The 14353-nt window shown below is 61.5% G+C and carries 11 protein-coding genes; 7 read left to right on the plus strand and 4 right to left on the minus strand.

Annotated features, from left to right (window positions below; genetic code table 11):
* The first annotated feature begins 80 nt into the window (after positions 1-80).
* Positions 81-2534 carry an EAL domain-containing protein gene (locus FGO67_RS00530; RefSeq protein WP_203298797.1) on the plus strand — a complete coding sequence of 818 codons (2454 nt, stop codon included), beginning with the start codon at positions 81-83 and terminating at the stop codon, positions 2532-2534.
* A gap of 27 nt (positions 2535-2561) precedes the next feature.
* Here the strand turns inward: FGO67_RS00530 and argH are convergent, their stop codons facing one another.
* On the minus strand, positions 2562-3971 hold the full coding sequence (argH, locus tag FGO67_RS00535; RefSeq protein ID WP_203298798.1) for an argininosuccinate lyase: 1410 nt from the start codon (positions 3969-3971) through the stop codon (positions 2562-2564).
* A gap of 172 nt (positions 3972-4143) precedes the next feature.
* On the opposite strand from argH, the gene FGO67_RS00540 reads away from it, so the two are divergent.
* The 6 genes from FGO67_RS00540 to FGO67_RS00565 all read left to right on the plus strand — a co-directional run bounded on the left by FGO67_RS00540 (position 4144) and on the right by FGO67_RS00565 (position 10123).
* Positions 4144-5136, plus strand: coding sequence for a sensor histidine kinase (locus FGO67_RS00540; protein WP_203299904.1), 993 nt, complete (start codon positions 4144-4146; stop codon positions 5134-5136).
* Between the two features lie 9 nt (positions 5137-5145).
* Positions 5146-5907 (plus strand): LytR/AlgR family response regulator transcription factor, encoded by a 762-nt coding sequence (locus FGO67_RS00545; protein WP_203298799.1) that lies wholly within the window; start codon positions 5146-5148, stop codon positions 5905-5907.
* Positions 5908-6002: 95 nt separating this feature from the next.
* The gene (hemC, locus tag FGO67_RS00550; protein ID WP_203298800.1) at positions 6003-6944 is read left to right on the plus strand and encodes a hydroxymethylbilane synthase; all 942 of its coding nucleotides are present in this window, start codon (positions 6003-6005) and stop codon (positions 6942-6944) included.
* Positions 6925-7737 carry a uroporphyrinogen-III synthase gene (locus FGO67_RS00555; RefSeq protein WP_203298801.1) on the plus strand — a complete coding sequence of 271 codons (813 nt, stop codon included), beginning with the start codon at positions 6925-6927 and terminating at the stop codon, positions 7735-7737. Before hemC ends, FGO67_RS00555 begins: the two co-directional genes overlap by 20 nt.
* An 8-nt stretch (positions 7738-7745) precedes the next feature.
* Complete coding sequence (locus FGO67_RS00560) at positions 7746-8885, plus strand: uroporphyrinogen-III C-methyltransferase (RefSeq protein ID WP_203298802.1); 1140 nt, start codon at positions 7746-7748, stop codon at positions 8883-8885.
* Positions 8882-10123, plus strand: a complete 1242-nt coding sequence (locus FGO67_RS00565) for a heme biosynthesis HemY N-terminal domain-containing protein (RefSeq protein WP_203298803.1) — start codon at positions 8882-8884, stop codon at positions 10121-10123. Before FGO67_RS00560 ends, FGO67_RS00565 begins: the two co-directional genes overlap by 4 nt.
* 90 nt (positions 10124-10213) lie before the next feature.
* On the opposite strand, the gene FGO67_RS00570 is transcribed toward FGO67_RS00565, so the two are convergent.
* The 3 genes from FGO67_RS00570 to rho form a co-directional block, all read right to left on the minus strand.
* Positions 10214-11206 carry a 2Fe-2S iron-sulfur cluster-binding protein gene (locus FGO67_RS00570; protein WP_338039517.1) on the minus strand — a complete coding sequence of 331 codons (993 nt, stop codon included), beginning with the start codon at positions 11204-11206 and terminating at the stop codon, positions 10214-10216.
* Between the two features lie 10 nt (positions 11207-11216).
* The gene (gene ubiD, locus FGO67_RS00575) at positions 11217-12707 is read right to left on the minus strand and encodes a 4-hydroxy-3-polyprenylbenzoate decarboxylase (RefSeq protein WP_203298805.1); all 1491 of its coding nucleotides are present in this window, start codon (positions 12705-12707) and stop codon (positions 11217-11219) included.
* Between the two features lie 263 nt (positions 12708-12970).
* Positions 12971-14233 (minus strand): transcription termination factor Rho, encoded by a 1263-nt coding sequence (gene rho / locus FGO67_RS00580; protein ID WP_203298806.1) that lies wholly within the window; start codon positions 14231-14233, stop codon positions 12971-12973.
* Between the last annotated feature and the right edge of the window lie 120 nt (positions 14234-14353).

Below are 14353 nucleotides of genomic sequence, written 5' to 3' on the forward strand. Positions count from 1 at the left end.
GACAAAAAAATAAAAGCGATGCCGGCAGGGTGCGGGCACCGTGCTGAATCGAACAAAAGGAAGACCGAGGCTCACCCGTCGTGAAAGAGTTCGTTATTCGTCGCTACCGTTCCGATCAGCCCAACGGTTCCGAGCGCAGCACCCTGGTGCGCATTGATGACGAGGGCAAGGTCCTGTTCGCAGACCGTCACGCCGAATCCGTCCTGGGCTATGATGCCGGCGAACTCGAAGGCTTCCCGGCCAACCGGATGCTCGCCTCCCGCCAGGACGACCCTTTTGCACCCGCCAACCGCCACCAGCTTGAGCGGGGACAGACGGTGATGGTGACCTGCCGGCACAAGGATGGTTTTTTCTATACCGCCTGCCTCAGCCTGCGTCTCGACGCGCGGGATTCCGATACGGCCGCCAACGCCAGCATTCACCAGCAGGACAGCCGACACATGGATCCGCGCCTGCTGAAACAGGCCGAGTGCAATGCCGCCTTCGGGCTCTGGCAACTGGACGCCCGCAGTAACGAAATGACCTGGACCGAGGGATTATTCCAGCTGCTGGAACTGCGGCCTGACTCAGACATCACCCCGGAGCAGGCGCTATTTTACTGCCAGACTGGCCAGAGCCGTATTCGGGCCTTGTATCGCCGTTGCCTCCGCACCGGTAAGCCATTCGCCCTGGAGCTGACTTTGCTCACCGCCCGCCAGCGTTCCCGCCGGGTGCGTCTGTACGGCCGAGCCCTGAAAGACGGCCAGCAAGTCCGGCGGATCGGCGGCAGCCTTGTGGATCTGACCCCGGTCATGGAACAGAACCAGAGCCGGCAGCACGCCGAACAGATTCTCGAGGCCACCACACTGGCCACCCCGGACCTGGTGGCGGCGGTAGACCGCGAGCTCAACCTGCTGCATTGCAACGCCCCGTTCCAACTTCAGTTTTCCAGTGCTTTCGGCGTGTCCCCAAGCACCGGTGACAACCTCAGGCAACTGCTGGCCGAGCACCCCAACGAACGCCGACTGATTGAACGGTTGTGGCAGCGAGCCTTCGACCGGGACAACTTCGTCGTGGAGATGCCCCTGGCCCAGCAAAACCGGGAACTGCCGGTTTACGAATTTCACTATCAACGATTGACCAACAGCCAGGGCGAAGTGACCGGCGCGGTACAGGTTGCCAAGGACATCAGCCAACGCATCCAGCACAGCGCAAGCAGCGACTACCGTATCCGCCACGACCCAGTCACCGGGCTGATGAACCGGCGTGCCTTTATCGCCCGGGTGCTACGCGCACTGGAACAGAAAACCCACCGCGACTCCTGCGACAGCCTGCTCTATCTCGACCTCGACGGCTTTGAAGACTTCAATGACTGGGTCTGCAGCGGCACCTGTGATCGCTACCTGCGGGAGCTGGCGGGCACCCTCGGCATCCGGGTGCGGCAACGGGATGCCCTGGCCCGACTGTCCGGCGACACCTTTGCCCTGCTGATCGAAAACTGTCCGGAACCACGGGCCCGAACGATTGCCGAGGACATCCTGACGCTGATCGGTGAGTTTGTCTTCGAATGGCAGGGCCAGACCCTGCAGACCACGGCCTCCGGCGGCTTGCTGGTGATGGAGACCGATGTTCCCAGCGATCCCGAGCACCTGTTGAACCAGGCCGCCAACCTGTGCCACACCGCCAAAACATCCGGGCGCAACCGGGTGCACACGGCCCGGGCATTGTCCTGCCAGGCCGACGACACCACTGCGAATCAACAGCTGAATTTGATTCGCCGGGCGCTGGAAGACAACACCCTGATCCTGATGTACCAGACGCTCCGGCCGGTGGCCAGCGTCACTTGGGGCGATCACATTGAGATCCTGAGCCGGATACCCGGCGACGGTGGCGACGATCACGACGCGGAGCCCCTGCAGCCAGACCAGTTTCTGCCCATTGCCGAGCATTTCGACCTGGCCAAACGGCTTGACCGCCGGGTCATCAGTGAAACCCTGGCCTGGCTCAGCGGCCAGCCGTTACTGGAACCACGAATTAAATACTGTGGCTTAAACCTGTCACTGGCCAGTGTGCTGGACGACACCTTTGCCGATTTCATGGAAACACAGCTGCGGCGGTCGCCGTTCCCGGCGCATTGTTTCTGCCTGGAAATTCGCGAAGACCACGCCACCCAGTACCCGGAAGAGGTAGCGGTATTGTGCGATGCGCTGCACCGGATTGGCTGCCGGGTGGCGCTGGACGGCGCCGGCGCCTCGGTGGAAAGCTACAGCCTGGCGGCCAACCTGCCGGTCGACATCATCAAGCTGGATCGTCGGGTCATGGAGAATCTGGACAAGGATCCGGTGCAGCAGGTCATGGCGGAAGCGCTGCACAGGATTGCCGAGGTGGCGGGCAAACAGACCGTAGCGACGTTTATCGAAAACGACGACACGCTCAGGAAGGTTCGAACCCTGGGGATTCATTATGGCCAGGGCTTCCGATTAGCCCGGCCACAACCGCTGGCGGAACTGACACCCGCCGCGGTTGATCTGACCACCGGGCGCATCGGCGGTTAAACCGCGCGCCTGGTCACTTGGCTGGACTCAGCCCAGCAGCTTGCGCGCTCGACCGACGGCGGCCCGCACCTGATCCGGCGCGGTGCCACCCAGGTGATCCCGGGCCTGGACCGAGCCTTCCAGGGTCAGCACGTCGAATACATCCTCACCGATCACGTCCGAGAACTGTTTCAGTTCGTCCAGGGTCATGTCGGACAGGTCGCGGCCCTCGGCCACGCCAAAGGCAACCGACTTACCAACAATCTCATGGGCATCGCGGAAGGCCACGCCCTTCTTGACCAGATAGTCGGCCAGATCGGTGGCGGTGGAGAAACCACGCTTGGCCGCCACACGCATGTTGTCGGCCTTGGCACGAATCGCGGGGATCATGTCGGCGTACGCTTTCAGGCACCCCTTAATGGTGTCGACGGTGTCGAACAGCGGTTCTTTGTCTTCCTGGTTGTCCTTGTTGTAGGCCAGCGGCTGGCTTTTCATCAGGGTTAGCAGGCTGATCAGGTGACCATTGACCCGGCCGGTCTTGCCGCGCACCAGTTCCGGCACATCCGGATTCTTCTTCTGGGGCATGATCGAGGAGCCGGTGCAGAACCGGTCTGGCAGATCGACAAAATCAAACTGGGCCGAAGTCCACAGCACCAGTTCCTCGCTGAAGCGGGACAGGTGGGTCATCAGCAGCGCGGAGAAGCTGCAGAATTCAATGGCAAAATCCCGGTCACTGACCGAATCCAGCGAGTTTTCGGTCGGGCGGTCGAAGCCCAAAAGCTGCGCTGTCATGTTGCGGTCGATGGGATAGGTGGTGCCGGCCAGGGCAGCGGCGCCCAGAGGCATGACATTGACGCGCTTGCGGCAATCCTGCAGACGCTCAGCATCGCGCACCAGCATCTCGTACCAGGCCAGCAGGTGGTGGCCAAAGGTGACCGGCTGGGCGGTTTGCAAGTGGGTGAAACCTGGCATGATGGTCTCGGCCTCGCGCTCGGCCAGATCCAGCAGCCCCAGCTGAAGGCGATGCAGCTCTTCGGCAATGACATCGATCTCGTCGCGCAGGTACAGGCGGATATCCGTGGCAACCTGGTCGTTACGACTGCGACCGGTGTGCAGCTTCTTGCCGGTGATGCCGATGCGGTCGGTCAGCCTCGCCTCGATGTTCATGTGAACGTCTTCCAGGCTCACGGACCACTCAAACGTGCCGGCTTCGATGTCGGCCTTGACCCCGTTCAGGCCTTCGATGATGGTGTCGCGCTCTTCGTCGGTCAGCACGCCCACCGCGGCCAGCATGGTGGCGTGGGCGATGGAACCGGTGATGTCATGGTGATACAGGCGCTGATCAAAGCCCACGGATGCGGTGAAGCGCTCGACGAAGGCGTCGGTCGGCTCGCTGAAGCGTCCGCCCCAGGGTTTTTCAGAAGTTGTGGCCTGGTCAGGTTTGTTCTGATCCGTCATGGTCTATCTTTCCTGCTGACAGCCCGGCATCATCGGCCGGGAATTGGGTAAATTAGTGTGGCGGGAGTATAGCATTCTGGCCGATGTAAAGGAGCCACCCCTGAACGGTGACACAGCGGTAGACGTCAGCGAATTCTTTGTGCCAGACCTGTGCCGGGTGCGGGCAGTGTTCATGCTGCTGATCACCAGCGAACTGCTGGTGCTGGTGCTGGCGATAGTCCAGGCCGAGGCCGGTTGGATCGACTGGAATTACTTTGGCCTGCTGTCGCTGTTCGTGCAGTGGACCACCCTGACCAGTGCCGCGCTGATCTGCCTGCTGCGGCAACGGCTGGCCCGCCTGACAGTGGCCCGGGCCACTTTCAGTATTGTCACCATTGTGCTGCTGGACGTGTTTGCGTTCAGCCTGTTCGCCGACAGCGTCCTGCACCCCCAGGCCGGGGTGGCGGTCTGGCAGGGTATCGCCAAGAAACTGCTGCTCGCCCTGCTGATCGTGCTGATGGTGCTGCGCTATTTTTACCTGCAGCATCAGTGGCAACAGCAGCGAGAAGCCGAGATGCAGTCGCACCTGACCGCCCTTCAGGCCCGGATTCAGCCCCACTTCCTGTTCAACAGCATGAACACCATCGCCAGCCTGATCGCGGTCAATCCGGACCAGGCGGAAGACGCTGTCCTGGACCTGTCGGAGCTGTTTCGGGCCAGCCTGCGCACTGTCGACCAACTCATTCCCCTGAATCAGGAACTGGACCTGTGCCAGCGTTACCTGGCCATTGAAGCCCTGCGCCTGGGCGACCGCCTGACCCTGGAGTGGGCCATCGAACCGGGGCTTGAGACCCAGGCCATTCCGCCCCTTTCACTGCAGCCGCTGGTGGAAAACGCCATCTACCACGGCATCCAGCCCCGCCCCGACGGCGGCATTGTGCGCATCGAGGCGCAGTCCCGCGGGGATTTTGTATACTTGATGGTTCAAAACCCGATACCGAATCAGAACGAGCGCCAGCACGAGGGCAACCGGATGGCCCTGGCCAACATCCGGCTGCGCCTGCAGGCGCTGTTTGGCGCTCCGGCGGTGCTCAAACAGAGTCACCACAACGACATTTACACGGTCACCCTGAGACTGCCGCGCCAGAGCGCGAACTCCCAGCCAGCCACAGACCAGAGGAGCTGATTACCCGCTATGCCCAGCAGCCCTTCAAGCCCCCGCAGAATCCTGATTGCCGACGACGAACCGCTGGCACGGGAGCGGTTGCGCCGTCTGGTCAGCGCACTCCCCGAGTACACGGTTTGCGGCGAGGCAGCGGACGGCGATGCCGCCCTGCAGCAGGTGGCGACTCTGGAACCGGACATCCTGCTGCTGGATATCCGGATGCCCGGCATGGATGGTATGGAGGCGGCGGCCCGGCTTGAACAGCTCGCCAACCCGCCCGCACTGATCTTCTGCACCGCTTACGACCATTATGCGATCCAGGCGTTCGGCGTTCAGGCCACCGCCTACCTGCTCAAGCCAGTGCGCAAGGAAGCCCTGGCCGATGCCCTGGGCCGGGTTGGACGGGTCAACCGGGTGCAGCGGCAAACCTTGACGGAGCAGAGCACCGCCAACGACGAACAACTCGCGGTGCGCACCTACCGGGGTACCGAACTGATTGACCTGGCCGACATCCTGTACTGCGAAGCCGACCAGAAGTACGTGACCCTACACCACGCCGCAGGCGAAACCGTGTGCGATTTCACCCTCAAGGAACTCGAAGGCAGCTACCCCCATCATTTGCTGCGCATTCACCGCCACACCCTGGTCGGCGTGCGTTTCATCCAGGCCCTGCGACGCACCCCGGATGGCCAAAGCGTGGTCGCGCTGCGCGATGGCCAGGGCGAATTGCCGGTCAGCCGTCGACACGCCAGCAGCGTGCGTCAGTGGCTGCAGGAACACCAACCGGGCTAGGGCCTTCCCTCGGGAAGCCACAACACCGATCGCGGGACATTTTTGCCGTCACAAGGTAACCTTGGCCTACATTTTCCGAACCGACAGTGAGTGGCATGTCCAAACGCACCCTTCGCATCGCAACCCGTAGCAGTGCCCTGGCACTGTGGCAGGCAGAATTCATCAAAGCGGAACTGGAACGGCTGAACAACGACATCACCGTTGAGCTGGTCAAGATCAAGACCCAGGGCGATAAGATCCTGGATGTGCCCCTGGCCAAGATCGGTGGCAAAGGTCTGTTCGTGAAGGAGTTGGAAGAGGCCATGTTGGATGGCCGCGCGGATCTGGCCGTGCACTCTATGAAAGACGTTCCGATGCACTTCCCGGAAGGCCTCGGTCTGGTCGCCATCTGTGAGCGCGAGGACCCGACCGACGCGTTCGTGAGCAACAACTACGACAATGTGGATGCCCTGCCTGATGGCGCCGTGGTAGGAACCGCCAGCCTGCGTCGTGAGGCGCAACTGCGCGCCTACCGCCCGGACCTGCAGATCCGCGTACTACGGGGCAACGTCAACACCCGTCTGGCCAAGCTCGACGCCGGTGACTATGACGCCATAGTACTGGCCAGCTCGGGCCTCAAGCGCCTGGGCTTCCACGACCGCATCCGTTACTGCCTGCCGGACACCATTTCGCTGCCAGCCGTAGGCCAAGGCGCGCTCGGCATTGAATGCCGGCTCGACGACAATGAGCTGCGCACCATGCTGGAACCGCTGAATCACGTCGATACCTGGGACAGGGTCAGCGCCGAGCGTGCCCTCAACCGCCGGCTCGAAGGCGGCTGCCAGGTGCCCATCGCGGCCTACGCCCTGCTGGAAGATAACGACACACTCTGGCTCCGTGGTCTGGTCGGTGCCGTCGATGGCACCCAGATCTTGCGGGTGGAAGGCCGGGCACCTCGCAGCGAAGGCGAACGCCTGGGGCGCGAGCTGGCCGAAGACCTGCTCGCGCTCGGTGCCGACAAGGTTCTGGCTGAGATCTATGGCCACACCCCCCGCTGAGTTGTACGACCTCCAGGGCCGGCACATCCTGATCTGCCGGCCCGAACCCGAAGCCTCCCGCCTGGCCCAGTGTTTTCGTGAAGCTGGCGCAGTGCCTCGGGTGCTGTCCCTTATTGAGCGCGAGCCGTTGCCGGAGACCCCGGAGCGTCGCACGCTGATCCTCAGCCTCGATCACTACACCCACATCATCACCGTCAGCCCGTACGCGGCCCGCCTGCTGCTGGACGAGGTGGACACCTGGTGGCCACAGATCCCGACTGGCATTCGCTGGTACGCCGTTGGTGCCGGCACCGCTGCGGTGCTGGCCAAGCAGGGACTGAGCCCGCGCCGACCGGCCCAGGGCTGGACCAGCGAGGCGCTGCTGGCCCTACCCTCCCTGGCCCGGATTGACGGTGAGCGGGTACTGCTGGCACGCGGCGAAGACGGCCGCGAACTGATTCGGGAAACCCTGGAAGCGAGAGGCGCAAAGGTGACTATGCTGCCGCTGTATCGCCGCTACCTGCCGGACCACCCCAGCGATCAGATTGATCAGCTCCTGGGCGACTTCGCTCCCGAGGCCATCGTCACGCTCTCGGGCGAAACCTTGAACAATCTCATCGCACTATGTGCGAATAGCGGCCATAATCTATACGATAGGTTATTGATTGTTCCCGCAGATCGAGTCGCCGACCAGGCTCGTACTGCAGGGTTCGAATTTCCGTGCATACCAGGAAGCCTTGCCGACAACGACATCGTGGCCACCGTTGCAGAGCAACTGAACGGCCGGGACGTTAGCTCCGGAACAGTTAAGTAAGGACGCCCGTGACTGAGACAACAAATCAACTGCCCGCTACTCTCGCCAAGGAACCAGCACAGCGCCAGAGGCTCTGGCCGGTCTGGCTCATTGCCATCATCGCTCTGATACTGGCCATTGCCCTCGCTTTGTGGAGCTGGCAGCAGTGGAACAACCACCAGGCCGTTCTAGCCTCACTCGGCAATCTCCAGCAGGACACAGCGCAGCTTGAGGACCGCTACGGCGATCGCGGCAGCGAGCAGAACCAACGCCTGCAATCGCTGGAGCAGACCCTGACCTCGCAACGGGAACTGATCGCCCGGCAGCAACGCCAGATCGATCACAACGCCCGGGAATTGTTGGAAGCCGGCAACCGCACCCGCACCGACTGGCTGCTGGCCGAAGCGGAGTATTTGCTGCGGATCGCCAACCAGCGCCTGATGATTGAAAAGGACATCCGCGGTGCCCGCTCGGCACTGGAAGCCGCCGACGAGGTGCTGACCGAATCCGACGACATTGGCGTGTACCCGGTGCGGCAGCAACTGGCCCGGGAAATCCTCGCGCTCAAGAGCATCAGCGGCGTTGACCGCACCGGGCTGTACCTGAAGCTCGAAGCCGCCATCGACAGCATTCACCAGCTCACCGACCAGGCCCTGATCAGCGAGCAGGCGCCGGGCTTTATTCCTAAGGATGGCGATAACTCCGCCGATGCGGCGCAGGAACCTGGCGCCCTGAGCCAGGCCTGGAACACTGCCAAGACTACATTGAAGCAGGTCGTGGTCGTTCGGCGCATGGATGAACCGGTGAAGCCGCTGCTGTCACCGGATCAGAGCGCCTACGCCCGCCTGAATCTGCAGCTGATGCTGGAAGAGGCGGAAATGGCGGTACTCCGCGGCAACCAGCCGCTGTACCAGCGGGCACTGACCAAGGCACGCAGCACCATCGACAGCTGGTACGACGCCAGCAACCCGCGGGTTACGGCACTGTCTGACACCCTGAGCGAACTGGCCGAGCGCAATGTCGATCCAGAACTGCCGGACATCAGCCAGTCCCTGGACCTGCTCAAGCAGCGCCTGGCCGGCCGGCTGAATGGCGGCGAACAGAAAGAAACCGGGGCTCAAAGTGAAAGCCGAGGCAAGTCCGAGGGCAAAGGAGGCGATAATTCATGATTCGCCTGCTGCTGATTGTCCTGCTGGCCCTGCTGATCGGGACCGGGCTGTCGATGGGTCTGCAATACGACCTCGGCTATATCCGCATCAGCCTCGGGCACTACCTGATCGAAACCAACTTCTGGGTCGGTGTCGCTCTTCTGGTGGCCCTGGTCGCGCTGATCATGGTCAGCGTCGGCCTGTTTCGACGCTTCCGCCAGAGCACTGGCGTGGTTGCCGGATGGCTGGCCCGTGGCAACGAACGCCGCGCCCGCCGTCGCACTACCCAGGGTCTGCTGGCGCTGGCCGAGGGCAACTGGCCCCGGGCGCGCAAGCTGCTGACCTCCTCAGCCAACAACGCCGACACCCCACTCATCAATTACCTGGCCGCGGCCCAGGCCTCATTCGAATCCGGTGATCACGAGGCCGTGGACGAGCTACTGCGCCTCGCCTTCGAAAGCACACCCGGATCCGACATGGCCGTCGGCATCACCCAGGCCCAGTTGCAGCTAGCCGGCAATCGCCTGGAACAGGCCCTGGCCACCCTGGTGCGTCTGCGTAAACAGTCGCCGCACCACCCGTTCGTCCTTAAGCTGTTGAAGAACACCTACCTGCGTCTGGAAGCCTGGCGCGAGCTGTCGAAATTGCTGCCCGAGCTGCGCAAACGCAACGTACTGCCGGACGACGAGCTGCACGAGCTCCAGCGCCTGGTTTGGCACAACCTGCTGGAAGATGCCGCCGAGGATTGTCGCCGGCAGCGCAAGGACGACCCGAACGCCTCACTGGAGCCGCTGACTCGCCTGTGGGACGAACTGCCTGGCTTCCTGCGCCGGGACGAGCACACCATCCGGGACTACGCCAGACTATTGGCCGACCTAGGCGAAGAGGCCCAGACCGAAACCCTGCTACGCAAGGTGCTGAGAAATCACTGGAGCGATGAACTGGTGAACCTATACGGCCGGATTGAGGGACAGAAACCGGATGAGCAGCTTCTCATCGCCGAGCAATGGCTCAAAGACCGGCCCAACAACGCCGAACTGCTGCTGGCACTGGGCCGCCTCAGTTTGCGCAACGAGCTCTGGGGCAAGGCCCGCGAGTACTTCGAAACCAGCCTGCGCCTGCGCCGCAGCCGGGAGACCCTGGCGGAGCTGAGCCGGCTGAACGCTCACATGGGCGAGGAAGAAGTCAGCATCAAGTTGATGATGCAGGGACTGGCCAACGACAACGGCCTGCCTGAACTGCCAATGCCACGAGCCTAGGAAGCCCATCAAAAACCAATAAAAAACGGGCCTGCTGGCCCGTTTTTTTTGATCTCTGTATTCGACTAACCCTTCTGGTTAACTTTTTAATTAACCCCGGGGCGCGTACTCGAGCACATCGGAAAAGAAGGCTTCTTCTGGCAGACCGGCCTCGAGGAGGGCATCCATGAGCGTGTACACCATGGTCGGTGAACCGCTGGCGTGCACTTCCACATTAGCCCAATCCATGCCGGTGGCCAACACAGTCCGCACCAGCTGATCGTGGTGTCCGCCCCAATCGTTGTCCTCGTCATCACCCACCACCGGGTAGAAGGTAAATGCAGGCCACTCCTGGTCCCAGCGGTGAGCCAGTGAGCGCAGGTACATGTCCTCATGACGGCGCACGCCCCAGAACAGGGTCACTGGCTGGTTGTAGGAGGTGCTCCGGAGGTAATCCACCAGGCTCTTCATCTGGGCAAAACCGGTACCGGCGGCAACCAGCAACAACGGCTTCGCCGGCGCTTGCGCCAGACAGGCCTTACCATGAGGCAACTCCAGGGTTACCTCGCCGCCGGACGTCAGCGCGTCAATCACTTTCTGGGCCGACACCCACTCCGGCGAGGCCTGGATATGCAGTTCAATGCTCTGCTCCGAGGGGCTGCTGGCAATGGAAAAGTAGCAGGGCTCGGCATCCGGCCGAATCACCGACAGATACTGGCCAGCATGGAACGACAACTCCCGCCGGCGCGGAAGCACAAGCTCGACGCGGTAGACGTCATGACTGATGGACTGAACGTCCGCGACCTTTGCCTGAAATTTGCGAGGCTGATTAGCTCCAGCTGCCATAACGGCGTCTATCTCCAGTTCGAGATCAGTCAACGCCCGGCTTCTGCACAGCATCAGGGGTTCACTGATCGAAATATTCTGTTGGTTTCGGGTATTCAACGCGGTGCCAGCCATTAGCCGGCCACCGCAAAGTTCACACACCCCGTTGCGACAGGCCGCAGGAACCGCGATCCCTGCCTTGGTGGCAGCGCCCAGCAAATCGTCTTCAGGCTCGGCGTCAAATCCCAGCCCGGAAGGCTGCAAGACCACCCGTTTCACACATCTGGCCCTATTGGTCGGGGCGATCAGGGCCGGTTTCAATGCCCAGACTGTCCCAGAGTGAATCCACCCGCTGCTTGACCTCATCCGTCATCACAATGGGCGTACCCCACTCCCGATCGGTTTCCCCTGGCCACTTGTTGGTGGCATCCAGGCCCATTTTCGAGCCCAGGCCGGAAACCGGCGAGGCGAAATCCAGGTAATCAATGGGCGTATTGTCCACCAGCGTGGTGTCCCGGGTCGGGTCCATGCGGGTGGTCATCGCCCAGATCACGTCTTTCCAGTCCCGCGCGTTGACGTCGTCATCGGTGACAATCACGAACTTGGTGTACATAAACTGACGCAGGAACGACCATACCCCCATCATTACCCGTTTGGCATGGCCAGGATACTGTTTCTTCATGGTCACCACTGCAAGCCGGTAGGAACAGCCCTCCGGTGGCAAATAAAAATCGACGATCTCTGGAAACTGCTTTTGCAGAATCGGGATAAAGACCTCGTTAAGTGCTACCCCCAGAATGGCCGGCTCATCGGGTGGCCGCCCGGTGTAGGTGCTGTGGTAAATCGGGTCCTTTCGATGGGTAATACGCTCGACGGTAAAGACCGGGAACTGATCAACCTCGTTGTAATAGCCGGTGTGATCTCCGAACGGTCCTTCCGGGGCCATGTCATCCGGGTAGATGAAGCCTTCCAGCACAATCTCGGCACTGGCCGGCACCTGCAGGTCACTCAAACCCGCTTTCACCAGCTCGGTCCGGCTGCCTCGAAGCAGGCCCGCAAAGGCATATTCCGACAGCGAATCCGGCACCGGTGTCACCGCGCCAAGAATGGTGGCCGGGTCCGCTCCCAGGGCCACAGCTACGGGATACGGCTGGCCCGGATTGGCTTTCTGGAATTCCTGGAAATCCAGCGCACCACCGCGGTGGCTGAGCCAGCGCATGATCAACCGGTTTCGACCGATCACCTGCTGGCGGTAGATCCCAAGATTCTGGCGTTCCTTGTGCGGCCCACGGGTAATCACCAGCGGCCAGGTCACCAGCGGCCCGGCATCACCGGGCCAGCAGTGCTGCACCGGAATCTGGTACAGGTCCACCTGATCCTTCTCGATCACCACGTCTTGGCACGGTGCAGAACGCAGCACCTTCGGGCTCATGCGCATGACCTGCCGAAACAGCGGCAATTTCTCAATGGCGTCCCGGAAGCCCTTGGGGGGATCCGGCTCCTTCAGGAACGCCAGCAACTTGCCGATATCCCGCAGCGCGGTGACATCGTCCTGCCCCATCCCCATGGCCACCCGCTTGGGCGTGCCAAACAGGTTCGCCAGCACCGGCATGTCGTGTCCCTTGGGGTTCTCGAACAACAACGCCGGACCGCCCGCCCGCAAGGTGCGGTCGCAGATTTCCGTCATTTCCAGGTGGGGATCAACTTCAACAGAGATGCGCTTCAGTTCGCCCAGCTTTTCCAGCTGGTCCATGAAGTCTCGCAGGTCGTTGTATTTCATCGCGTGCTCCGAAGGTTTCGGGCTTTTTACGGGTCTGGGCAGCTATCGGATGTCTTTACCGGGCCCACAGCTGGGAGGAAGTAGGTGGCGCGAACCGGTCAGGACGTCAGTGCCGGGGACTCTCTTCCCGGACTGTGTCTTGCCAGGGATGGCAAGACCAAGCCTACAGGGATGTATTAACGGCGTGTCCGGGACGAGAGGCCCCGGCGCTGACCACCCCGGATACAGACGCGCAACGGCCTCTGAATCCGGGGCGAGGACAATCAACGACGCTTCATCGACTGGAAGAACTCGTCGTTGGTCTTGGTATCCCGGAGCTTGTCCAGCAGGAACTCGATGGCCGCCGTATCGTCGTCCATGGAGTGCAACAACTTACGCAGAATCCACACTCGCTGGATGTCCGCCTCAGTCATCAGCAGGTCTTCACGACGTGTGCCAGAGCTGCGGATGTTGATGGCCGGGTAGGTCCGCTTCTCGGCAATCTTGCGGTCCAGGTGGATTTCCATGTTGCCGGTGCCCTTGAACTCCTCGTAAATCACCTCGTCCATCTTGGAACCGGTGTTTACCAGCGCCGTCGCCAGGATAGTCAGGCTGCCGCCCTCTTCTACATTCCGGGCCGCACCGAAGAACCGCTTCGGCTTCTCCAGAGCGTGGGCATCAACACCACCGGTCAGAACCTTACCGGAGGATGGGATTACGGTGTTGTAGGCACGCGCCAGACGGGTGATGGAATCCAGCAGGATCACCACGTCTTTCTTGTGCTCCACCAGACGCTTGGCCTTCTCGATCACCATTTCCGCAACCTGAACGTGGCGTGCGGGTGGCTCGTCGAACGTGGAAGCAATAACCTCGCCGCGCACGGTGCGCTGCATCTCGGTCACTTCTTCCGGGCGCTCGTCGATCAGCAGCACCATCACGTGGCATTCCGGGTTGTTGCGGGTAATCGACTGGGCGATGCTCTGCATCAGCAGCGTCTTACCGGCCTTGGGCGGGGAGACGATCAGGCCACGCTGGCCCTTACCGATGGGAGCAACCAGGTCCAGCACCCGCGAGGACAGGTCCTCGGTGCTGCCATTACCCGCTTCCAGCATCAGCCGCTCCTCGGGGAACAGCGGCGTCAGGTTCTCGAACAGGATCTTGTTACGAGCGTTGTCCGGCTTGTCGAAGTTAATTTCATTAACCTTCAACAAGGCAAAATAGCGCTCACCGTCTTTCGGGGGGCGGATTTTGCCGGCAATGGTGTCACCGGTGCGCAGATTGAAACGACGGATCTGGCTTGGAGAGACGTAGATATCGTCCGGTCCCGCCAAATAGGAAGCGTCAGCGGAACGGAGGAAACCAAAACCGTCCTGCAGAATTTCCAGTACGCCGTCACCGTAGATGTCTTCGCCGCCCTTGGCGTGCCTCTTCAGGATCGTGAAGATGACATCCTGCTTGCGCGAGCGAGCCAGGTTATCGAGGCCCATCTCTTGCGCAATTTCGAGCAATTCGGGCATGGACTTCTGCTTGAGTTCAGTAAGATTCATAGTTTGTTGGATTATCAGGAATGGAAGTAATCGAATGTGGGATGACAGGGTGTCCCTGCACGGATTGAACAAAAATTAACGTCGTTGAACTTGTTGCTGGCCAGATGGAGCAACCGGGTG

The organism is Marinobacter sediminum (genome assembly GCF_016820575.1).
GTDB classification, from domain to species: domain Bacteria; phylum Pseudomonadota; class Gammaproteobacteria; order Pseudomonadales; family Oleiphilaceae; genus Marinobacter; species Marinobacter sediminum.